20 protein-coding genes are annotated in these 21,152 nt (G+C 65.1%); 8 read left to right on the forward strand and 12 right to left on the reverse strand.

Going from position 1 to position 21,152, the window contains the following annotated elements:
- Positions 1-39: 39 nt before the first annotated feature.
- Together O0880_RS24735 and cls are read left to right on the forward strand one after the other, a co-directional pair.
- On the forward strand, positions 40-2,151 hold the full coding sequence (locus O0880_RS24735; RefSeq protein WP_071326606.1) for a site-specific recombinase: 2,112 nt from the start codon (positions 40-42) through the stop codon (positions 2,149-2,151).
- Positions 2,148-3,539, forward strand: coding sequence for a cardiolipin synthase (cls, locus tag O0880_RS24740; protein ID WP_289889223.1), 1,392 nt, complete (start codon positions 2,148-2,150; stop codon positions 3,537-3,539). The genes O0880_RS24735 and cls overlap by 4 nt, the downstream gene beginning before the upstream one ends.
- 139 nt (positions 3,540-3,678) lie before the next feature.
- On the opposite strand, the gene O0880_RS24745 is transcribed toward cls, so the two are convergent.
- From O0880_RS24745 to O0880_RS24755, 3 genes are read right to left on the reverse strand one after another with little or no spacing between them, the layout of a single operon-like run.
- Positions 3,679-4,497 (reverse strand): metallophosphoesterase, encoded by an 819-nt coding sequence (locus tag O0880_RS24745; RefSeq protein WP_071324632.1) that lies wholly within the window; start codon positions 4,495-4,497, stop codon positions 3,679-3,681.
- A gap of 3 nt (positions 4,498-4,500) precedes the next feature.
- Positions 4,501-5,427: a diacylglycerol kinase family protein gene (locus O0880_RS24750; protein WP_289889360.1), complete on the reverse strand. Its 927-nt coding sequence runs from the start codon at positions 5,425-5,427 to the stop codon at positions 4,501-4,503.
- Positions 5,428-5,432: 5 nt separating this feature from the next.
- Positions 5,433-6,149 carry a phosphatase PAP2 family protein gene (locus tag O0880_RS24755; RefSeq protein WP_289889224.1) on the reverse strand — a complete coding sequence of 239 codons (717 nt, stop codon included), beginning with the start codon at positions 6,147-6,149 and terminating at the stop codon, positions 5,433-5,435.
- A 170-nt stretch (positions 6,150-6,319) separates the two neighbouring features.
- On the opposite strand from O0880_RS24755, the gene O0880_RS24760 reads away from it, so the two are divergent.
- Positions 6,320-6,544: a hypothetical protein gene (locus O0880_RS24760; RefSeq protein ID WP_010396348.1), complete on the forward strand. Its 225-nt coding sequence runs from the start codon at positions 6,320-6,322 to the stop codon at positions 6,542-6,544.
- 210 nt (positions 6,545-6,754) lie between these two features.
- On the opposite strand, the gene O0880_RS24765 is transcribed toward O0880_RS24760, so the two are convergent.
- The 4 genes from O0880_RS24765 to O0880_RS24780 form a co-directional block, all read right to left on the reverse strand.
- A complete protein-coding gene (locus O0880_RS24765; protein WP_289889225.1) occupies positions 6,755-7,879 on the reverse strand; it encodes an AI-2E family transporter in 1,125 nt (374 codons plus the stop codon).
- Between the two features lie 92 nt (positions 7,880-7,971).
- On the reverse strand, positions 7,972-9,162 hold the full coding sequence (locus tag O0880_RS24770) for a DUF1501 domain-containing protein (RefSeq protein WP_289889226.1): 1,191 nt from the start codon (positions 9,160-9,162) through the stop codon (positions 7,972-7,974).
- A 131-nt stretch (positions 9,163-9,293) separates the two neighbouring features.
- Positions 9,294-10,823, reverse strand: coding sequence for a DUF1800 domain-containing protein (locus O0880_RS24775; RefSeq protein ID WP_289889227.1), 1,530 nt, complete (start codon positions 10,821-10,823; stop codon positions 9,294-9,296).
- A 99-nt stretch (positions 10,824-10,922) separates the two neighbouring features.
- Positions 10,923-11,825, reverse strand: a complete 903-nt coding sequence (locus O0880_RS24780) for a LysR family transcriptional regulator (RefSeq protein ID WP_071324635.1) — start codon at positions 11,823-11,825, stop codon at positions 10,923-10,925.
- Between the two features lie 105 nt (positions 11,826-11,930).
- Here O0880_RS24780 and O0880_RS24785 point away from each other — a divergent pair, with 105 nt between their 5' ends.
- Positions 11,931-12,947: a zinc-binding alcohol dehydrogenase family protein gene (locus O0880_RS24785; RefSeq protein WP_289889228.1), complete on the forward strand. Its 1,017-nt coding sequence runs from the start codon at positions 11,931-11,933 to the stop codon at positions 12,945-12,947.
- On the opposite strand, the gene O0880_RS24790 is transcribed toward O0880_RS24785, so the two are convergent.
- Positions 12,948-14,216, reverse strand: coding sequence for a glycerate kinase (locus O0880_RS24790; protein WP_289889229.1), 1,269 nt, complete (start codon positions 14,214-14,216; stop codon positions 12,948-12,950). It lies immediately after the preceding gene.
- A gap of 113 nt (positions 14,217-14,329) precedes the next feature.
- Between O0880_RS24790 and O0880_RS24795 the strand changes: the two genes are divergently transcribed.
- The gene (locus tag O0880_RS24795; RefSeq protein WP_071324638.1) at positions 14,330-14,683 is read left to right on the forward strand and encodes a YnfA family protein; all 354 of its coding nucleotides are present in this window, start codon (positions 14,330-14,332) and stop codon (positions 14,681-14,683) included.
- A 6-nt stretch (positions 14,684-14,689) separates the two neighbouring features.
- Here the strand turns inward: O0880_RS24795 and O0880_RS24800 are convergent, their stop codons facing one another.
- Positions 14,690-15,091, reverse strand: coding sequence for a TerB family tellurite resistance protein (locus tag O0880_RS24800; protein WP_071324639.1), 402 nt, complete (start codon positions 15,089-15,091; stop codon positions 14,690-14,692).
- A 66-nt stretch (positions 15,092-15,157) separates the two neighbouring features.
- The gene (locus O0880_RS24805; RefSeq protein WP_071324640.1) at positions 15,158-16,120 is read right to left on the reverse strand and encodes a TerC family protein; all 963 of its coding nucleotides are present in this window, start codon (positions 16,118-16,120) and stop codon (positions 15,158-15,160) included.
- A gap of 157 nt (positions 16,121-16,277) precedes the next feature.
- On the opposite strand from O0880_RS24805, the gene nhaR reads away from it, so the two are divergent.
- Positions 16,278-17,177, forward strand: coding sequence for a transcriptional activator NhaR (gene nhaR, locus O0880_RS24810; protein WP_071324641.1), 900 nt, complete (start codon positions 16,278-16,280; stop codon positions 17,175-17,177).
- Positions 17,178-17,180: 3 nt separating this feature from the next.
- Here nhaR and O0880_RS24815 read toward each other — a convergent pair whose 3' ends face one another.
- Positions 17,181-18,194: a zinc-binding alcohol dehydrogenase family protein gene (locus O0880_RS24815; protein ID WP_289889230.1), complete on the reverse strand. Its 1,014-nt coding sequence runs from the start codon at positions 18,192-18,194 to the stop codon at positions 17,181-17,183.
- A 98-nt stretch (positions 18,195-18,292) separates the two neighbouring features.
- Here O0880_RS24815 and O0880_RS24820 point away from each other — a divergent pair, with 98 nt between their 5' ends.
- Positions 18,293-19,216, forward strand: a complete 924-nt coding sequence (locus tag O0880_RS24820) for a LysR family transcriptional regulator (RefSeq protein WP_289889231.1) — start codon at positions 18,293-18,295, stop codon at positions 19,214-19,216.
- 86 nt (positions 19,217-19,302) lie between these two features.
- A complete protein-coding gene (locus tag O0880_RS24825) occupies positions 19,303-20,637 on the forward strand; it encodes a chloride channel protein (RefSeq protein WP_071324644.1) in 1,335 nt (444 codons plus the stop codon).
- On the opposite strand, the gene O0880_RS24830 is transcribed toward O0880_RS24825, so the two are convergent.
- Complete coding sequence (locus O0880_RS24830) at positions 20,627-21,121, reverse strand: MarR family transcriptional regulator (RefSeq protein WP_071324645.1); 495 nt, start codon at positions 21,119-21,121, stop codon at positions 20,627-20,629. The two genes, O0880_RS24825 and O0880_RS24830, sit on opposite strands and share 11 nt — an antisense overlap.
- Positions 21,122-21,152 lie beyond the last annotated feature (31 nt).

Raw genomic sequence — 21,152 nt, forward strand, 5'->3', positions numbered from 1 at the left:
TATTGGTTTTACCGACAGCGGCTCGCCCGTTTTTTCTGCATGCTAGCTATCCTCGAACGCATTGATCCCAACTCCAGCAATATCGACTTGCTGGTGGAATTGTTTAACTCACTGCGTCCCAAGCGCCCCCACGACAGCGCTACCGCGATCGCCAACGTGCGCACCCTGCGCCAGCTACTCAAAGGCAACCCCGCCCAGGCCCGCGCCCTGCATGAATACGTGCTGCGCGTGCTGGCCGCGCGCCGCCACGCCAGCCTGTACACGGATATCGGCGTGCTGTCGAACAGCGGTTTCTTCACAGAATTGAAACGCCGCATCGCCTACCGCATGCTGCCGCCCGCCCTCGGCGACGAATACCTGAACGACGCGCTCGACCAGGTGCTGTACCTGAATACCGATTACCTGTGGATCAGCAACGTGCCGGCCACGGACTGGCTGGAACTGTTCGACGTACTCACCAGCGACGACATCGAACTGGCCGTCGGCGACGGCAATATCATGCTGCCCGGCATGCTCGACGCCATCCGCACCCTGTCCTATCGCGTCTGCGCCATGGGCCTGGAGCCGGAGCTGACGCGCTTCCACAGCGAAATCGAAGTCTTCCATTCGCCCTTCATGGTGCAGAACACGGAAGTGAACGCCTACCTCGATGCCTACACGAATCTGCTGCACGGCGAGATCGAACACATCGAGGACGCGCGCCACCTGCTGGTGATGCTCGACCAGTGCGACGCCGTCATCGCCAAGATCCGCAAGAAGGCCCTGTACCAGGGCACCAGCATTCCCCTCACGTATTTGCTGGTGGCGCTGGCGCAAAGCATCGAGCGCCTGCGCAAGCTGCTGTTCCTCGTCGACACGAGCGGCGAGCTGCCGGCGTCAAGCAGCGTGGACATCGACGCCATCACGGTGGACGCCACGCAAGACTTGCTGCACCCGCAGCCGGTCAGCCGCCGCCGCGCGGGCGCCGTCGGCCTGGCGCTGGAACTGATCCAGGCGCACAACAACAAGTACAAGGTCAGCGACCTGTTTTCCGACAATATCAACTTACTCGCGCGCAATGTGACGGAAAACGCCAGCCGCACGGGCGAGCACTACATCGCGGAAAACCGCCGCGAGATGGGCGCCATGTTCCTCTCCTCGGCGGGCGCCGGCATCATCATCGGCTTCATGGCCCTGTTCAAGATACTGATGTCCTACCTGCGCTCGGCGCCGCTGGTCGAAGCGTTCATGTTCAGCATGAATTACTCGATCGGCTTCATGTTCATCCATTTGCTGCACTTCACGGTGGCCACCAAGCAACCGGCCATGACGGCCTCGCGCATCGCGGCCGGCCTGCACAGCAAGGATGGGCGCAATATCGACCTCGACAGCATGGCGGAACTGATCAACAAGGTCTTCCGCACGCAAAACATGGCCGTGCTGGGCAACCTGGCGACGGCCATTCCCACTGCGTGGCTGATCGCGCTTGGCTACAAGGCAATTACCGGGCACAACCTGGTGACGCCGGAAAAGGCCATGCACCTGCTGCACGATATCGACCCCATCGGCAGCCCCGCCATCTTCTACGCCATGATCGCCGGCGTGTGCCTGTTCGTCGCCGGCCTGATTTCGGGCTACTACGACAACCAGGCGCTGTACACGCGCTGGGCGCAGCGCATCGCGCAATTGCGCGGCCTGGGCCGCGTCATCGGCCAGGAACGGCTGCAGCGCCTGGGCCTGTACCTGGAAAACAACCTGGGCGGCCTGATGGGTAACTTCTATTTCGGTATCCTGCTCGGCTCCATCGGCACCCTGGGTTTCCTCATCGGCCTGCCGATCGATATCCGCCACATCACCTTCTCGGCGGCCAACTTCGCCACGGCGCTGGTGGGACTCGACCACAACATGAGCTGGCAACTGGCCGTCAAGTCGCTGTCGGGCATCTTCGCCATCGGCACGGCCAACCTGCTGGTCAGCTTCGGCCTGGCCCTGTGGGTAGCCCTGCGTTCGCGCCAGGTACGTTTCAAGCACGGCATGCAATTGTTGAAGATCCTCGGCAAGCGCTTCCTGAAAGCGCCCATCGTCTTCTTCTTCGGCTCGAAAAACCCGCCCCCCCTGGCATTGGCCGATGACTCGGCAAACCTGTCACCCACGACCAAGGCTCAAAAATGACCGCAAGGCGCATGCAACCCTGCCTCACCGCCCTCCTGCTGTGCTGGACCCTGGCTGCATGCGCCTCGCTGCCCAATGTCAAGAATCTCAATACCACGCTGGAACCGGTGGCCAAGCCCAAGGTGATCACGGGCAAGGGCGCCGTGCTGAACGTCAACAGCCGCGCCGCCCTGCTCAACAAGCGCTGGGCCAGGTCCGGCATGGACTTGAAGACCCAGGCCGCGCTGGAAGAGGCGGCCACGGGCGTGCCTTTGATCAAGGGCAACAAGGTGACCCTGCTGTTTGACGGCCCGCAAACGATGGACGCCATGTTCAAGGCCATCAGCGAAGCGAAGGACAGCATCAACCTGGAAACGTATATCTTCGACCAGGATCCGCTGGGCCTGAAGTTTGCCGACATGCTGATCGAAAAGCAGCAAGCGGGCGTGACGGTCAACGTCATCTACGACAGTGTGGGCACGCTCGGCGTGCCGCAGGCGTTTTTCGACCGCATGCGCGCGGCCGGCATCCACCTGGTGGCCTTCAACCCCGTCAATCCGGCCAAGCTGAAGGGCGACGACTGGAAGATCAACAACCGCGACCACCGCAAGGTGCTGATCGTCGACGGCAAGACGGCGTTTACGGGCGGCATCAATATCAGCGATACCTATGCCAAGAGCTCGCTGTTCCGCTCGAAATCGAAAGCCACCGACAAGAAAGACGTGGGCTGGCGCGATACCCACGTGAAAGTGGAAGGCCCGGCCGTGGCCGCCTTCCAGTGGCTGTTCATCCGCACCTGGGCCCAGCAAGACCAGGCCGACTTGCCGGATGCCAATTACTTCCCCACCCTGTCCGAAGTGGGCGACAAGCTGGTGCGCGTCGTGGCCAGCGAGCCGGACGGCGGCTTTGAAATCTACAAGGCGTATATCCTGGCCATCCAGGAAGCGAAGAAATCCATCCACATCACGTCCGCCTATTTCGTGCCCGACCAGCAGACGGTCGACGCCCTGATCGCGGCCGCCAAACGGGGCGTGGACGTCACCGTGGTGCTGCCCGGCGTCTCCGACAGCGGCCTGGTGTTCCATGCGGGACACGCGCTGTACGACCAGCTGCTGGCCGGCGGCATCCGCATCTTTCATCTGAAACTGGCCGTGCTGCACGCCAAGACGGCCGTCATCGACGGCGCCTGGTCGACCGTGGGCTCGACCAACATCGACATGCGCAGCTTCCTGCATAACAGCGAACTGAACGTGATCGTGCTGGGCGACAGCTTCGGCCGCGAAATGGAAAACGCCTTCCAGGAAGACTTGCGCGATTCGGAAGAGATCACCAGGGCGAAATGGGAAACCCGGCCCATCTCCGACCGCATGAAGGAGTGGGCGGCCCGCTTCATGAACTACTGGCTATAACGGCGTAGCCATCAAAAAGTCCAGGGCGTTGTTGCATTGCCTAGCCGTACTATTCGCACTGACTTCGGCAACGCGCCTGGCCCTGGCCATTTTGCCGGCCACTCCTGATGCCGCTTGCCGCCTGCCCCATTAATTCTGACTACAGCGGCCGCAAGCTGGCCCACACGCCGCCCTCGCGCGCGAACGCCTCCGTGCTGACCTTTTCAAAGTCGGCCTGCTCTTCATTCCAGCTGTAGCGCTCGACGCGGATGCAGCTGTTTTCCACGCGCAGCACATTGAACGAATTGGATTCGCCGCGACCCCGCGTGGACGTGGCCGTGCCCGCCTGCACCATCAGCGCGGCGTAGCCGGCGATCTTGTAGCGCTCGGCCGTGTTGGCCGCCACGCTGGCATGCAAATGGCCTGCCAGCAATAAATCCACGCCGCATTCGGAAAACATCTGCAGCGCCTGCGGCGCGCGATCGACCAGGTCATCGTCATCGAAATGCTCGGGCAAGTCAAACGGATGATGCGTGACGATGATGCGCGTCAACCCGGGCGGCAAGCTGCCCAGGCGCCGGCGCAGGAAATCGATCTGTTCGTGGCTGATGCGGCCATCCTTGAACGTCAGCGAGCGGGCCGTGTTGATGCCCAGCACGGCGATTTCCTCGTCGATATATTCAGGCGTCAAGTCGTCCGTCACATGGCGCCGGTACTTGACCAGCGGCGTGAGGAAACGGGAAAAGACGTTGTAGAGCGGCACGTCATGGTTGCCCGGCACCACGATCTGCGGCCCCGGCAAGCTGTCGAGAAATTGCCGTGCTTCCTGGAACTGGGCGCTGCGCGCGCGCTGCGTCAGGTCGCCCGAGACCACCACCACGTCCGGTTCCAGGCGCTCGACCAGCGCGCGCAAGGGCGCCAGCAAGGCCGCATCGACCCTGCCGAAATGCAAATCCGATAAGTGCACGAGGGTGCGCATGGGCTACTCCCTGGCCGGGGCCGTGACAGGCGTGGGTGCCGGCACCAGCACCTGCAGCGCGGCGGGATGGATACGGTAATGCAGCGGCGTGTTCATGATGGTCACCTCGCCATCGGTGGCCACGCGCAAGCGCCTGTGCCTGGTCGCAATTTCCAGGTCGGTGGCCGTCAGCACGTCAAAATCCTTGGCCTGCGACAACTTGCCGAACAGCGCATGCAAGGCCAGCTTCAGCAAGCCCAGGCGGCCGGGACGCTGCGCCACGTACAGGCTCAGCTGGCCGCCATCGAGCCGCTCGCGCTCGCCGATATTCAAGCCTTCCATCAGGTATTCATTATTGCCGATGAAGACGAAGGGCGTGCGCCGCGCATGCACGGCATCGTTGAGTTTCAATTGCACGCTGAGAAACGGATAGCGGCGCAAGGCCGCCACCAGGGCCCAGCTGAAGGCCAGCCACTTGCCGCGGCCCAGCCGGCGCTGCTGCTTTTCACGGTCGCGCACGATGTCGGGATACAGGCCGAGGCTGGAATTGTTCAGGAAGATGCGGCCATTGACCTCGCCCACGTCGACCTTGTGCGGCACGCCCTGCGCCACGTTGGCGATGGCCGCATCGAGGTCCAAGGGAATGTTCAAGTCCTTGGCAAAATGGTTCAAGGTCCCCAGCGGCAAGACGCCGAACGGCGTGCCGCTGCCGGTGACGACGGAGGCGACGGCATTGATGGTGCCGTCGCCTCCGCCGGCCACGACGACAGGCGCGCCATCGCGCAAGGCTTGCCCGGCCGTGGCGATCATCTCGGCGCCGCTGGCGGCCAGCGTGATGGCGGCATCGAGCCCCACGGCCGCAAATTTCGCTTCGAGCTGCTGCGCCCAGTCGGGCGCGTAGCCGCAACCGGCTCCCGCATTGATGATGACGGCAATCTTGGACAGGACAATTCCCCTTATTTGGTGAGCCGGATATGCCGGCGGCGGCGCAGGGTCGACACGCCGGCGATGCAGATGGCCAGCCAGCCATAGCTTTCCGCCATCGCCGCCAGCACGTCGCTCAGGTAATGCGCGCCCAGGTAAATGCGGCTGAAACCCACCAGCGCCGCCATGAAAAAGGCGCCCAGCGCGATGGCGATGCGCTTGCCCCACGCACCCGGCGCCGTCTGGCAAATCAGGTAGGCGCCCAGCAAGCCGTACAGCGCCGTCGAGGTCGCCGTGTGGCCGCTGGGGAAGCTGTACGTGCTGAGGGCCGTCTGCAGCAGGGGCTCGTCAAAGCTGGGCCGCGCGCGGACAAAAATGTACTTTAGCAGCAGGTTCAAAAACATGACGCCCGGCATGGTAATCACCAGGGTAAACAGCCAGTAGGTGGCGCCCTTTCGGTACAGATACCAGCCCAGCAAGGTGGCCAGGGTGATGGCGCCGATCACGCCATGCAGGTGCGTGACGACCAGCAGGCCAGCGGTGATCCACGGCACCGCGTGCTGGTTGAACCATTGCGCCACCTGCAGGTCGATCACCGTGATCTGCTGCATGCCCATGACGGCTTCGGCGATCTCGTGGAAGACCACGATGGCCACCAGCATCAGGGCCACGCCCACCGTCATATGCAGGCCCAGCTCGCCTTCGGGCGACAGTCTGGCCTCGACGAAGCGGCGCAGTTTCGTGGTCACGCCCATGTCATTTTTCTCTTGCAAACTGCTTACTCCTCAAATCAGGCGCGGTGATCAAAAAAACCACACCAGTAAAAAAATACTGTTTATTCATACAGTAGCTGTGTATTCATACAGTAGTTATGCTATTCTGATGACTCGTTCAACACATCTCCCTCAAAGGAATTGTCATGGCAACATTGAATAGCGGTTTTGGCTCACGGTTCGGCCTGGAATACGCCCCAAGCTCTTTCCTCGTCCGCATGGGCAAGCGCGAAATCCTCGTCTGCCGCGACTTCCGCAAGCGCTACTACACCGTCAATCCCTTGATCGAGTGCGGTACGGGCATCGAGCCGGGCTATGTTGAAGTGCTGCTGATGCGCCGCTGGTTGTTGATCTTATCTAAAGCGCATTAAATACGCCTTAAAATCGACTGCGCGGCGCGATGCGCGGCCTGCGATGCCCGCTGTCTGCAAGTACAGCTGCGTTTCCTGGCCACAACAGGCTGCCGCCCTCCACGATTTTTTCGGCGTATTCCGGGGCTTTCAACAACCTTTTGAAAGCCTCGCCCGGCCACGCCGGAGACGCCCCGGTACCGGCCAGCGGCAACGCTGGCCGACCCCTCATTACTGTGTGCGTTCCGGTGCGGCCGGGCTGGCAGGTGTATCAGCAAGTGCGCTGGCAGGTGCGCTGCCAGCAGGCGCCTCGCCAAACACATTCGCTTCATACCACAGGGTGACGAACAGCACCATCACGACGGGGCCGATGAACAGGCCCACGAGGCCCAGGGTTTCCACGCCGCCCAGGATGCCGAACAGCACGGCCAGGAAGGGCAAGCGGGTAGCGTTGCCGATCATGCCAGGCCGCACGAAATGGTCGGCCACGAACAGCACGATGGTGCCCCATGCGGCCACGCCGATGGCGGCGCCCACATTGCCCTGGAACACCAGCACGGCGGCGGCGCACAGGTAAGCCAGCGGCGCGCCAAACGGGATGATGGCCAGGATGCCGGTGGCGAACGCCCACAGGGCCGGCGACGGCAAGCCGGCGATGGCGTAGGCAATGCCGATCAGCACGCCTTCGGCCAGCCCCACCAGCACCAGGCCGTTGACGGTGGCGCGTATGGCCGTGGGAATCTTTTGCGCATAGCGGCCCCACCGTTCAGGACGCAGGAAATGGCTGCCGACGGCCGTGATCTGGCGCGTCAGCGCTTCGCCATCCTTGTAAAAGAAAAACAGGCACAGGAAGGCCAGGCCAAAGTCGACGAGGCGATGGAACACGTCCGCGCCGAGGATTTTCAGCATGTCGCGCGCGGAATGAAAACCGCCCACGGCGCTGCCCGCAAAGAAGTGGCTGAGGCCGTGCGGCTGGCTCAGGGTGGCTTGCCACCAGTCGCCGATGGCGCCGCCGGCCAGCGGAATATGCGCCACCCAGTCCGGCACGGGCAAGCCGTCGGCATTCGCATGGACGATGAAATTGGCCAGCACGGGCACTTCGCGCGCGGCCTGCGCCACGCCGAACAGCACGGGGATGATGAAGATGCAGGCAAACGCCAGGGTCAGCGCGGCGGCCGCGACGATGGTGCGCTGCCCCAGCGCCGCGCGCACGCGCAGGTACAGGGGCCAGGTGGCCACGCACAGGATGCCGGCCCACACGAGCGGCAAAAAGAACCGCTGCATGACGAACGCCGTCACGGCGATCAATGCCAGGGAAAAGCCTGCGCTGAGCATATCGCGCTGGGTATCGGTCATACCACTCCATTCGTGCCGCGCACCGGGAACGGTGACGGGGCTTGGCTACGCGCCAGTTGCGCAGGCGTAGCGTAACACGGAGATTCGCTGAGTCACACGAGTCCCAGCTCCGCCGGCTTGACGCCGGCAAACACGTGCTCGAGTTGCGCCGGCGTCAAGCCGAAGGTGCGGCGCAGCAAGCCTCCCAGCACGGCGCGGTATTCGTTCAGCACGGGCATGTCGCGGTTCTGGAACAGCGTCGCCTGCGAAATGGCCACTTGTTCGCCCGCCACCTGCCTGCCGTTGATGCCGCCGCCCAGCACCCAGAACACGCTGCCGTGGCCGTGGTCCGTGCCACGGTTGCCATTTTCGCGGAAGGTGCGGCCAAATTCGCTGACGACGACGACCACGGTCTTGCGCCAGGCGCCGCCCATTTCCTGCGCAAACGCGGCCAGGCCACGCCCCAGCTCGTCGAAGCGCCCCGCTAGGTAGCCATTCGCGCCGCCCTGCCCCACGTGCGTATCCCAGCCGCCCACGTCGACGAAGCCGAGGTTGTATTTGTCCTTCATCAAGCGGGCGATGCGCTGCGCTTCAAGCTCAAAACCCTTGGTGCTGATGGCGTTGCGGTTGGCCGCCTGCATCTCTCCCGTCAATTCCTTCGTCACGTCGTCGCGCACGACAAAGCCCGCGCTGACCGGTTGCTGCAGGGGCGTGCCCCGGTACATGGCGGCGATGATCTGGCTTTGACGCGCATCAATGCCGGACTTGCCCACAGAGCGCAGCGCCATGTTCGGCACTTGCACGCCGCCCTGTAAAATCAGCGGCAGCTGGTCCGTGAAGGCGATGGCATGGCTGGCCTTGTCGCCGTTCAGGCTTTGCGCCAGCCGGTTCAAAAAGCCCGAGCGGAAGTCGCGGCGCTGATTGATTTCTTGCCCCAGCTCTATCGTATCCTGCGTCTCGAAATGGCTGCGCGTTAAATCCGTCGTGCCGGCAAACGGGATGAAGGCCGCCTCGCCGCCTTGAAACAGCGGATAGACGGTCTCGCGCAGCGATGGATGCAGGGCCCAGTCTCCGTTCAGGGCCAGCGCGCCATTTTCCGCGCCAGGCTTCGCGATGGCGATATTCGGCCGCGCCGCATAGTAAAAATCGCTGCCGACCGGCACCAGCAAGTTGTTCGCATCATAGCCGCCGCGCAGGAACACGAACAGCAGCTTCGCATCCGTGGCGGGCGCGGCCAGCAGGCTACCCGCATGGGACAGCAGGGGCGCGGCGGCCAGGGCTTTCAACAGGTCACGACGGTTCATGGCGACTCCTTTCAGTAGTCAAAACCGCAGCGAGCGGCAGTGCCTTGTGGCCAGGAAGCGCAGCTGTGCTTTGGCACAGTGAGCATCGCAGGCCGCAAGTCGCGACGCGCAGCGGGTTTTGGCAGGCGTTTTCAACGGTGCATCATCTCTGGCGAGGACAAGAGGAAAGTATTCCACTCCTGCGGCGAGGCGGCCTGTTCCAGGGCCTGACGCGTGGCGGGGCTCAGGGTCGCTTGCAGCGACTGGTAATACAGGGCGCTGGCCAGTTGCGGAAACGCGACTTTTTCCTGCGGCTGCGGGCCATCCGTCTTGAACAGGCCGGCGCTGCCCGAACCGATGGTGCGGGCGATATCGAAGCGCGTCGTCATCTGGCCGGGGCTGGCCCAGGACGCATCGGCCAGCGGATAGCCGTCCGGCGTCTGGCGCCCGTACAGGGGCTGGCCCATGCGCGACAGCCAGTTCAGCATCGGTCCCGCATTCAGGATGGGCTTGTCGTCATAGCTGAGGCGCACGGCCGACACCACATAATGCATGGGGTCCTTGAATTTCTTCCCCAGCGACAGCCTGAATTCGGGACTGGCAAACAGGGTCTGCAGCACGTCGGCGATCATGCCGTCGCTCTGCTCGAACGTGGCGGCCATGCGCGCCACCAGCGCTTCGGGCGGATTGTCGCCGACGAAATACTGGGCCAGCTTGCCGCTGATAAAGCGCGCCGTGGCGGGGCTGCGGCTCAGGCGGTCCAGCGCTTCATCGAGCTCGGCCAGCCCCCTGCCCTTCACGGTATGCCCCAGGAATTGCTTGTCGCCGTAATCGTGGCGGTTCGGATTGAACTCGAACAAGCCGCGGCGCACGTACTGCGATTGCAGCGCCGGCTTCACTTTCGGCGCCTCCGTGCCCAGGTTCACGCCCACCCCGGTCAGGATGCGCGCCAGTTCCTGGACATCGGCCTGGCTGTAGCCGCCATTCACGCCCAGGGTATGCAGCTCCATCAGCTCGCGCGCATAATTTTCATTGATGCGCTTGACGGCATTGGCTTCATTGTCCAGATAGCGCAGCATGGCCGGATGGTGGACGGTGGCGCCCAGCAAGTCGCGGAATTTCCCCAGAGCATGCGGCGCGATGGCGTTCGCTTCGTAATCGCCGACCATGGCGCGCAAGTTGTGCTTGCCCTGGTGCACGCTGAAATGGTTGAGCCAGAACCAGCTCAGCTGCTGCTGCAACTGGTTAGTCGAATACACGTCGAGCAGCAGCGAGCGCGTGGCCGCCTCGCGCGCCAGGCGGTTCAGTTCCTGCTGATAATCCTTTTGCGCCTGCTGCTTCGCCGCGTCGTCCGGCACGGCGGCCGCATCCCTGCGCTTCTGCTCCATGGCCATGACCAGTTGGTCGAGCGGCACCTGGCTGATGCTCATGGCGTCGATCTGCGCCTGGATGGCGGGCGGCAGGCTGGCCTTGCCTGGATGCAATTGTCCCTGCAGGTAGCGCGGCCAGCCCTCCTTTTGCAGCTGGCGCACGCTGCCCGCATTCACGCCCCAGCTGGCACGCTCGAGCATGGCGATGCCTTGCGCGGCATGCTCGGGCGGGGCGACAGGCGCGGTCGCGGCGCAGCCCGCCAGCAAGAGCAGGGAAATGACGGTCGTTGGCAGCAGTCGATGGTGGAACATGGCGATCCTTCAAGCGATGTCAAGCAGAATGCATGAGGGTACGCCCAGGTTGACCTGCGCATGATTGCCATTTGCAACGAGTTGTAATGAAGCATGTATTTATGCCAAGGCTGCGCACTGTTCCCGCAAGAAATCGCGCAACTGCAGCACCAGCGGCGTCGCCTGCGCCCGGTGCATGCAGACGAGGTGCAGGGGCGTGGCTTCGCCCGCCACCTCGGGCAACAGCACCTGCAGGCGGCCGGCGGCCAGGTCGGCGGACAGGTCCAGCCGCGATTTATAGGCGATGCCCAGGCCCGCCACGGCCCAGCGGCGCACCAGGTCGGCATCGTCGGCGCTGCGGTTGCCGCGCACCTGTACCGTCACCTGCTCGCGCTGCGGCAGGCGGTAAAACGTCCAGCGGTCGTGCAAGCCATCCTCGAGCGCAAAACACAGGCAATTGTGCTGCGACAAGTCTTCCAGCGCCAGCAGGGGGCCGTGCGCGCGCAGGTAATCGGGCGAGGCGACCAGCACGCGGTCGTTGGCCGGCGCGATGGGCATGGCGATCCTCGTCGAATCGTCCTGCTGGCCATAGCGCAGGGCAATATCGACTTGCTGGCGCACCATGTCGGCCACCCGGTCGCTGACGCTGAGCTGGTACTGCAGCTTCGGATGGCGCGACTGGAACTCATCCAGCCAGCCCAGCATCAGGTTGCGGCCGAGATCGGATGGCATGGCAATTTTCAAAGTTCCGCCGAAACTGTCCTTGCCGGCCAGCAGTGCGTCATGGCCCGCGCGCAGCAGGCGCAAGGCTTCCCGCGCATGTTCGAGGTATTGCGCGCCTTCGGCCGTCAGGCTCAGCGAACGCGTCGTGCGGGCCAGCAGGCGCAGGCCCAATTCCCCTTCCAGGCGCTTGACGGCGGCGCTGGCCAGCGCGGGCGAGATGCCGAGCTCGCGCGCGGCGGCCGACAGGCTGCCCCGGTCGGCCGTGCGCACAAACACCTGCAAGTCATCGAGTCGCAGCAATTTTCAGCATTCCTTTGAAAGTGTTTCGGTACGCGCCCTCTTTTTCTCGGGCGGGAAAGCCACCATCATACGTCATCCCCTGTTCACTCTTAGTCAAGGACACCCATGAAAGCCATCGCCTACCGTCACAGCCTGCCCATCGCGGATGCCGACGCCCTGCTCGACATCGAGCTGCCCACGCCCGTCGCCACGGGCCGCGACCTGCTCGTCGCCGTGCACGCCATTTCCGTCAATCCCGTCGACACCAAGGTGCGCAAGAATCGCCAGCCGAAAGAGGGCCAGGCGGAAGTGCTGGGCTGGGATGCGGCCGGCGTCGTCACGGCCGTGGGCCCGGACGTCACCCTGTTCCAGGTCGGCGACAAGGTCTGGTATGCGGGCGCCATCAACCGCCCCGGCAGCAACAGCCAGTTCCAGCTGGTCGACGAGCGCATCGTGGGCCACATGCCGGCCAGCCTCGATTTCGCCCCCGCCGCCGCCCTGCCGCTGACGGCGATCACGGCCTGGGAATTGCTGTTCGACCGCCTGCAGATCAGCCGCGACAAGAATCTCGGCGGCAAGTCGCTGCTGGTGATCGGCGCGGCCGGCGGCGTCGGTTCCGTGCTGGTGCAGCTGGCGCGGCAGCTGACGGGAGTGACCATCATCGGCACGGCGTCGCGCCCGGAAACGACGGACTGGGTCAGGGAACTGGGCGCCCACCACGTGATCGACCACAGCCTGCCGCTGGCCGCCGAAATCACGCGCCTCGGCTTGCCGCCCGTCGACTATGTGATCAGCCTGAACCAGACCGACAAGCACTTCGAGCAGATCGTCGAGCTGATCGCGCCACAAGGCAAGTTCGCCCTGATCGACGACCCCGAGCATATCGACGTGCGCAAGTTCAAGGGCAAGAGCGTGTCCCTGCACTGGGAACTGATGTTTACCCGTTCCCTGTTCCAGACGGCCGACATGATCCAGCAACATGAATTGCTCGAGGAACTGGCGCAGCTGGTGGACGCGGGCGTCATCAAGACCACCCTGGCCGAGCGCTTCGGCACCATCAACGCGGCCAACCTGAAGCGCGCGCATGCCCTGCTGGAAAGCAACACGGCGAAAGGCAAGATTGTGCTGGAAAATTTCCAGTAATCAGGTAATCAGGATGGCCCGGAAATCGTTGACATTCGTCAAGGTCGGGCCCGTGATCACGGAGTCTCCCAGCGCCTGGAAGAAGCCGTGGCCATCGTTGTTGTCCAGGCTGTCGCGGGGATGGATGCCCAGCGCCCAGGCGCGCCGCAGGGTATCGGGGGCGAGATAAGCGCCGGCGATGTCTTCCTGGCCGTCGACGCCATCGGTATCGCCGGCCAGCGCGTGGATTCCCTCCGGCCCTTCCAGCGCGATGCCCAGCGCCAGCAAAAATTCCACGTTGCGCCCGCCGCGGCCGTTGCCGCGCACGGTCACCGTCGTTTCGCCGCCCGACAGCAAGACGCAGGGGGCGGGAAACGGCTGGCCCCGCAAGGCCGTCTGGCGCGCGATGCCGGCCATCACCGTGCCCACGTCGCGCGCCTCGCCTTCCAGGCTGTCGCCCAGTATATACGGCGTGACGCCGGCCGCGCGCGCCACGCTAGCTGCCGCTTCGAGCGCCATCTGCGGCGTGGCGATCAGGGTCGTTCGCGTGCGCGCCAGGCGCGGATCAGCGGGTTTCACGGATTCGCCACGTCCGCTCTCCAGCGCTTTTTGTATGCTGTCCGGCAAGACCAGGCCATAGCGGCGCACGATGGCCAGCGCGTCCGCGCAGCTCGTGGCGTCGCCCACCGTGGGACCGGACGCGATATCGCCTAGCTTGTCGCCGGGCACGTCCGAAATCGCCAAAGTGATGACTTGCGCCGGGTGGCAGGCGGCAGCGAGGCGCCCGCCCTTGATGGCCGACAAGTGGCGGCGCACGCAATTCATTTCGCCGATGGTCGCGCCGGACGCCAGCAGCGCGCGGTTCAGCGCTTGCTTGTCGGCCAAAGTGATGCCGTCCAGCGGCAGGGCCAGCAGGGACGAGCCGCCGCCCGAGATCAGGCACAGCACCGTGTCATCAGGCTGCAAGTTGGCCACCAGATCGAGCATGCGCCGCGCGGCCGCCATGCCGGCCGCATCCGGCACGGGATGCGATGCTTCCACAATGTCGATGCGCGCGCACGGCACAGCATAGCCGTAGCGCGTGACGACGAGGCCCGACAGCGGCCCCGGCCAGTGCTGCTCGACGGCCTGGGCCATGGCGGCAGACGCCTTGCCGGCGCCGATGACGATCAGGCGTCCCTTCGGGACGGGCGGCAGATGGGGTGGCACGCAGTGCGACGGCTGCGCCGCCTCGACGGCGGCATGGAACATGGCTTGCAGCAAGGCGCGCGGCGCTGGGGTCGTCGTCATTTTGTCTCCTCGGGGTGCGAACCCGATCATAGCAGTGCCGGCGCCGTCCGCGCCAGCGGCTGCCAGATTGCCTGGCAGCTACAATGACGGCTTGACCACATCACAGGAATACCATGAACGACGCCATCGAATGGACCAGCCTGGCCCGCACCTTCGGCCTGTTTACCGTCACGGCCGTGGCGGAACTGCTGGGCTGCTACCTGCCCATGCTGTGGCTAAGCAACAAGGGCAGCGCCTGGCTGCTGTTGCCGGCCGCCATCAGCCTGCTGATCTTCGTGTGGCTGCTGACCCTGCATCCAGCCGCCAGCGGCAGAGTCTACGCCACGTATGGCGCCATCTATATCGCCACGGCCCTGGGCTGGCTGTGGCTGGTGGACGGCATCACGCCGGCCTGGACCGACATCGCCGGCGTGGGCCTGGCCCTGGCCGGCGCCGCCGTCATTGCCATGGGACACAAGACGGCGTAAGACCCATCAGGCGGCATGGCGGCGGAAGTTCGTTTCCGCCGACCAGGCCGCACCGGCGCGCGACAGCAGCACGGCTTCGCCATCGGCCAGCCAGTCGTCGGCGTCGGCGATCTTCCACATGGCGTGCAGCAGCTTGCGGCGCAGGTCCGGGTCGCTGATTTCTTCCAGCAGGCTGTCGATCACGCCATGGCCCAGCTGGATGGCGCCATGCACGGTCGAGGTCAGCATGTCGTCGCACAGGTCTTGCAGCAGTTGCTGGAAGGCGGCAGGCTCCAGGTCGATATGCTCGAGGATCTTGCTGCTGTGCAGGGCCTGCAATTCCGAGCTGTCGAGGTTGCCATCGACGATCATCATCAGGGCCAGGATGCGTCCCGCTGCCTGGGGACTGTTTACCGAATACGTACGCATGATTCCATTCTTTCATTGTGAGTTAAGAGGCGCGCCACCGCCATGCGGGGCGCGCGGTACTGCGGTTTACTTTTTATCGCCAGGCTTGATGAACACGCTGGCCACGCAGCTGGCGACGATCAGCACGGCCACCACCAGCAACGATGCTTCGACGGGCACGTGGTACCACGGCATGATCAGCATTTTCGAGCCGATGAACACCAGCACCATCGCCAGGCCATACTTGAGCATATGGAAGCGGTCAGCCACGTCCACCAGCAGGAAGTACAGGGCCCGCAAGCCCATGATGGCGAACAGGTTCGACGTGAACACGATGAACGGATCCGTCGTGATGGCAAAGATGGCCGGGATCGAATCGACGGCGAAAATCAGGTCCGTCACCTCGATCAGGATCAGCACGAGGAACAGCGGCGTGACATAGCGCAAACCGCCCTTGGCCACGAAGAAACGTTCGCCGTGGTCGCCATCGGCCACCCGCAAGTGGCGGCGGGCAAAGCGCAGCACCGGGTTGTTCGCCACGTCCGGCTCGGCATCGGCCGCCACCAGCATGCGCATGCCGGTAATCAACAGGAAGGCGCCAAACAGGTACAGCACCCAGCTGAACTCGCTCACCACCCATGCGCCGGCCAGTATCATCACGGCACGCATGACGATGGCGCCCAGCACGCCGTAGATCAGGACCCGGCGCTGGTACTGGAGCGGCACCTGGAAGGCGCTGAAGATCAGCAGGAAGACGAAGACGTTGTCGACCGACAGCGCTTTCTCGATCAGGTAGCCGGAAAAGAATTCCAGCGCCTTCTGGTTCGCCACCTCGGCGCCGGCCGTGCCGTTCAGATACCACCACAGGCCGCCGTTGAACAGCATGGCCAGGCTGACCCATACCAGCGACCACGTGGCCGCTTCCTTGACGCCGACCTTGTGCGCCTTGTTGCCGCCGAAGACGAACAGGTCCAGCGCCAGCATCAGCAGCACGAAGACGATGAAACCGGCCCACATGGGGGCCGTGGCAATGCTTTCCAGGCCGTTCATCGTTGGCCTCCGCTACAGTCTCTGCCTGTATTCCAGCACATGGTGTTCTCCTTGCATGAATGAAGCAGTCATCATATGCCGAATCAAAACATCGAACAAATCGAATATAATTTACGAATACATCGAAAAATTCGATGTATCAATACAAGGATCCGCGATGTCCGCACTCAACTTCAAGCATTTGCGTTACTTCTGGATGGTGGCCAAGACGGGCAGCATCGCCCGCGCGGCCGAGCAGCTGCACCTGACGCCGCAGTCGATTTCCGGCCAGCTCGGCGACTTCGCCGACAGCCTGGGCGTGGAACTGTTCCGCCGCAGCGGGCGCAAGCTGGAATTGACGGACACGGGCAGGCGCATCCTCAGCCATGCGGAAGAAATCTTCAGCGCCGGCGATGAATTGCTCGAGATCGTGCGCGACCAGTCGCGCACGGCGACGACCACGTTCCGCGTCGGCTGCGCCGATTCCGTGTCGAAGCTGATCGCCTGCCGCCTCGTCGAACCGGCGCTGGGCCTGGCCGAGCCGCTGCGCATGATTTGCCGCGAGGGCCGGCTGGCCAGCCTGCTGGCGGACCTGGCCGTGCACCGGCTGGACCTGATCATCGCCGACCGCCCCATGCCGTCCCACCTGAGCGTGCGCGGCTTCAATCACCTGCTTGGCGAAAGCGGCATGACCGTGTTCGGCACGCCGGCCCTGGCCGCCACCCTGGAAGGCGGCTTCCCCCAGTGCCTGAACCGCGCCCCGCTGCTGCTGCCGGGCGAAGACTTCGCCATCTACGGCCGCCTGCTGCAGTGGCTCGGCGAAAACAATCTGCACCCGCGCATCGTCGGCGAGTTCGACGACAGCGCCATGATGCAGGCCTTCGGCCAGTCCGGCGCCGGCCTGTTCTTCGCCCCCACCGTGATCGCGCCCCAGGTGTGCGAACAGCATGGCGTGGTGGCGCTGGGCCGGGTCGACAGCCTCGTCGAACAAGTGTATGCGATCACCACGGAGCGGCGCCTGAGCCACCCGGCCACCATCGCCATCAGCCAGAGCGCGCGGCACGAACTGTTCGTGTGAGTCCTACTCGTCGCTGAGCACCACCTTGCCCGCCTGCCCGCCCCGCTCCAGCAGCGCATGGGCCTGGCGCAAGGTGGCCGCATCGATGGGCGAGAAGCGCCGCCGCACGGTGTGGCGCAGCACGCCCTCGTCGATCAGCGCCGCCACGCGGTGCAGGATGCGCTGCTGCTCCAGCATGTCGGCCGTGCCGTACAGGGGCCGCGTAAACACCATTTCCCAGTGCAGCGGCACGCTCTTGCCCTTCAGCGGCGCCGCATCGAACACAGCGTGGTCGTCGATGACGGCCAGCTTGCCGTGCGGCGCGATGAGTTCCACCAGTGCCGCGCAGTGCCGTGCCGTGTGCGACAGGGCGGCAACGTGCGCGACCGGCGCCACGTTCAATGCCGCCACCTGCGCCGGCAAGGGCAGCGTGTGGTCGATCACGTGGTGCGCCCCCATGGCGCGGCACCACTCCATGCTGTCGCCGCGCGACGCCGTGGCGATCACCGTCAGGCCCGTCAGCCGGCGCGCCAGCTGGATCAGCATGGAACCGACGCCGCCCGCGCCACCGAGCACCAGCAGGCTGCCGCGCGGCTGCCTGTCGCCAGGCGCGATGGCAAAGCGCTCGAACAGCAGCTGCCACGCCGTCAGCGCCGCCAGCGGCACGCCGGCCGCCTGGGCAAAATCCAGGGTCGCCGGCATGCGCCCCGCGATGCGCTCGTCGACCAGGTGATAGTCGGCGTTCGCGCCCGCGCGGTCGAACGAGCCCGCGTAATACACGGCCTGCCCGGGCGCGAACAGGGTCACGGCGCTGCCCACCGCATGCACGACGCCGGCCGCATCCCAGCCCAGGGTGACGACGCCGTCCGGCACCGGCACCAGCCCGGCGCGCACCTTGACATCGAGCGGGTTGACGCCGACGGCGCGCACACGCACCAGCACGTCGCGCGGGCCGGGCACGGGCATTGCGCCCGTCGTGTCGAACAGGCCATGCTCGTCGTCCACGCCGCTGCCCTTGCTGAAACCGATCATCTTCATTGCATGCTCCTGCAAATTAAAACCGCATGGTAGGCAATCGCGTCACAAAGAAAAATATGCTTCAATACGTTTCACTACTGACCAAACTGTCATGAATCATGAAGATTGAACCCAACGACAAGCTGTCCGGCGTGGCCCTGTTCGTGCAACTGGCGCAGGCGGGCAGCTTTGTCGCCGCCGCGCGCCAGGCCGGCGTCTCGCCATCGGCCGTCAGCAAGAGCCTGGCCCGCCTCGAACACCGGCTGGGCGCGCGCCTGTTCCAGCGCAGCACGCGCCAGCTGAGCCTGACGGCCGAGGGCAAGCTGTTCCTCGCGCGCAGCGAGACCATCCTGGCGGAAATGCAGGCCGCCCAGGAGGAACTGACGGGCAATCTGGCGCCGCAGGGAAGGCTGCGGCTGGGCTTGCCGGAACTGGGCGGCCTGTTCCTGCCCGCGCTGGCCGATTTCGCCGCGCGCTATCCGGCCATCGCGCTCGAGCTGGATTTTTCCGACGCGCTGGCCGATGTCGTCGGCGACGGCTTCGACGCCGTCATCCGCATTGGCGCGCCGCGCGATTCGCGCCTGGCCGCGCGCAAGCTGGGCCAGTTCCGCTCCTGCCTCGTGGCCTCCCCCGCCTACCTGGCGCGCCACGGCACGCCGCAGCATCCCCTTGAGCTGCAACAGCATGCTTGTCTGCACTACCGCTTCCGCCACAGCGGCAAGGTCGAACCATGGCAGCTGCGTCAGGACGATGGCGAGGCAGCGCCGGACTTGCCGCAGTCCATGATCTGCAACAACGTCGAAGCGCGCCGGCACTTCGCCCGGCAAGGCCTGGGCATCGCCTGGCTGCCCGACTTTTATGTGCGCAGCGCCATCGATGACGGTAGCCTGGCCGAGGTGCTGGCCGGGTACGCCATCGTCGGCCATCCGGCCCATAGTTGCTGGCTGCTGTGGCCATCCGGGCCGCACCTGGCGCCGAAGGTGCGGGCGCTCGTCGATTTCCTGGCCGCAGCGGCCATTCTGTCGCCTGCTGCCCACAAATAAGGCACGCGAAATACATTTGAACAAATACATCTATATAATGGGAGGTCTCCCCGACGCCCTGCGCGCCCCTTCCTGGACTTGCCGCAATGAAGCACTTGCACGACATCCCCTCTGCCTTCAAGCATGAATTTGCCAACCCGCGCCTGTGGTGGTCGCGCGCCGTCGTCGTCGGCATGGCCGCCATCGCGGGCCTCGTCGTCGTCGGCTTTACGTGGCTGGCGGAGGAAGCGCTCGAGCTGTTCCTGTTCTTGAATGGCAAGGCCTGGTGGTTCGCCCTGCTGTGGACGCCGGCCTGCGCCGCCCTGCTCGTCTGGCTGACGCGCCGTTACGCGATGGGGGCGGCCGGCTCCGGCATTCCGCAAGTGATGGCCACGCTGGACCCGGCCGTGGCAGCGGAGCAGCGTTCGCTGTTTGTGTCCCTGAAACTCAGCGCCGCGAAGATAGGCCTGACGGCGGGCGGCTTGCTGGGCGGACTGTCGCTGGGGCGCGAAGGGCCTTCCGTGCAGATCGCCGCCGGCGTGATGCTGGCCGCGCGCCGCTGGCTGCCGCGCCATTCCCAGGTGAGCGCCCATTCGCTGCTGGTGGCCGGCGGCGCGGCCGGCATCGCGGCCGCCTTCAATACGCCGCTGGCCGGCGTCATGTTCGCCATCGAGGAACTGTCGCGCTCGCCGGAGCAGCGCAACAGCGGCCTGATCGTGGCAGGCATCGTACTGGCTGGCATGATGGCCGTTTCCATCCACGGCAACGCCACCCATTTCGGCATCATCCATCCGGGCCCCATCGGCCTGGCGCTGGCCCTGCCCGGCTTGCTGGTGACCCTGGTGGCGGGCGTGGCCGGCGGCCTGTTCGCGCGGCTGCTGCTGGCGTCCGCCCGCGGCAACCCGCTGGGCAGGCTGTCCGCCTGGCGCACGAGCCGGCCCGTGCTGTTCGCCGCCGTCTGCGGCCTGGCTGTGGCGGCCATCGGCATCGCCAGCCACGGCGCCACGTTCGGCAGCGGCACCGTGGCCACGCGCGCCATGCTCGACGGCGCCAGCGAGGCCACGCCCGCCTTTGTTGCCTTCAAGTACGTGGCCACGTGGCTGACCGTCTGGTCGGGCGTGCCGGCCGGCATCTTCGCCCCCTCGCTGGCCATCGGCGCCGGTATCGGGCATGACATTGCGCAACTGCTGCACTACCCGCACGCGCCGGCCCTGATCGCGCTGGGCATGGTGGGTTTCCTGGCCGCCGCCACGCAGGCGCCGCTGACGGCCTTCATCATTGTCATGGAAATGGTCGACGGCCACGGCATGGTGCTGAGCCTGATGGCTTGCGCCGTCGTGGCCAGCACGGTGTCGCGCGTGCTCAGCGAGCCGCTGTACGGCGCGCTGGCGCAGCTGCAGCTGCAACGGCTGCCGCAAGCCAGCCGGGACGCTACATCGTAAACGGAAACGGCTGCAGTCCCGCCTTGCGGTCGTCGGGAGCGACCACGGCCAGCAAGGCGTTCAAGCCCTGGTTCAGGTGCGCCAGGCTGTCGGCGTCGAGCTGGCCCAGCGCGCTGGGCAGCAAGCCCCGCGCCGGCTGCGGCGCGCCGGCGATGACGGCCTGGCCCTCGGCCGTCAGGGTCAGGGTCACGACGCGCTGGTCGGGCTGGTCGCGCGCCTTGCGCACATAGCTTTTCTTCACCAGCGCGTCGACGAGGTTGCTGGCCGTCGTCTGGTGGATGGACATCTTGACGGCCAGTTCGCCCATGCGCAGGCCTGGCCGCTCCAGCAGTTCCTGCATCACCCATAATTGCGCGCCCGACACGCCGCACTGCTTCTCGATCTGCGCCGAATGCCGCTGCGCCGCGCGCATGACGACGCGCATGTTTTGCAAGGCCAGGCTTTGCGCCTTGGCCAGCGCCGATACTTCCGCTTCCACCACCATTGCCTCCAGTTATCAGATCCGGCATCGCGCC

Origin of the sequence: Janthinobacterium sp. SUN118 (assembly GCF_030397695.1) — a bacterium.
Lineage (GTDB): Bacteria > Pseudomonadota > Gammaproteobacteria > Burkholderiales > Burkholderiaceae_D > Janthinobacterium.

Coding starts and splice junctions, on each gene's coding strand:
- O0880_RS24735 (WP_071326606.1), top strand. CDS start 40: ATGCTAGCTATCCTCGAACGCATTGATCCCAACTCCAGCAATATCGAC.
- O0880_RS24775 (WP_289889227.1), bottom strand. CDS start 10,823: ATGTTCCACCATCGACTGCTGCCAACGACCGTCATTTCCCTGCTCTTG.
- O0880_RS24830 (WP_071324645.1), bottom strand. CDS start 21,121: ATGGTGGTGGAAGCGGAAGTATCGGCGCTGGCCAAGGCGCAAAGCCTG.
- O0880_RS24770 (WP_289889226.1), bottom strand. CDS start 9,162: ATGAACCGTCGTGACCTGTTGAAAGCCCTGGCCGCCGCGCCCCTGCTG.
- O0880_RS24795 (WP_071324638.1), top strand. CDS start 14,330: ATGAACGACGCCATCGAATGGACCAGCCTGGCCCGCACCTTCGGCCTG.
- nhaR (WP_071324641.1), top strand. CDS start 16,278: ATGTCCGCACTCAACTTCAAGCATTTGCGTTACTTCTGGATGGTGGCC.
- O0880_RS24760 (WP_010396348.1), top strand. CDS start 6,320: ATGGCAACATTGAATAGCGGTTTTGGCTCACGGTTCGGCCTGGAATAC.
- O0880_RS24785 (WP_289889228.1), top strand. CDS start 11,931: ATGAAAGCCATCGCCTACCGTCACAGCCTGCCCATCGCGGATGCCGAC.
- O0880_RS24765 (WP_289889225.1), bottom strand. CDS start 7,879: ATGACCGATACCCAGCGCGATATGCTCAGCGCAGGCTTTTCCCTGGCA.
- O0880_RS24820 (WP_289889231.1), top strand. CDS start 18,293: ATGAAGATTGAACCCAACGACAAGCTGTCCGGCGTGGCCCTGTTCGTG.
- O0880_RS24805 (WP_071324640.1), bottom strand. CDS start 16,120: ATGAACGGCCTGGAAAGCATTGCCACGGCCCCCATGTGGGCCGGTTTC.
- O0880_RS24815 (WP_289889230.1), bottom strand. CDS start 18,194: ATGAAGATGATCGGTTTCAGCAAGGGCAGCGGCGTGGACGACGAGCAT.
- cls (WP_289889223.1), top strand. CDS start 2,148: ATGACCGCAAGGCGCATGCAACCCTGCCTCACCGCCCTCCTGCTGTGC.
- O0880_RS24790 (WP_289889229.1), bottom strand. CDS start 14,216: ATGACGACGACCCCAGCGCCGCGCGCCTTGCTGCAAGCCATGTTCCAT.
- O0880_RS24800 (WP_071324639.1), bottom strand. CDS start 15,091: ATGCGTACGTATTCGGTAAACAGTCCCCAGGCAGCGGGACGCATCCTG.
- O0880_RS24825 (WP_071324644.1), top strand. CDS start 19,303: ATGAAGCACTTGCACGACATCCCCTCTGCCTTCAAGCATGAATTTGCC.
- O0880_RS24745 (WP_071324632.1), bottom strand. CDS start 4,497: ATGCGCACCCTCGTGCACTTATCGGATTTGCATTTCGGCAGGGTCGAT.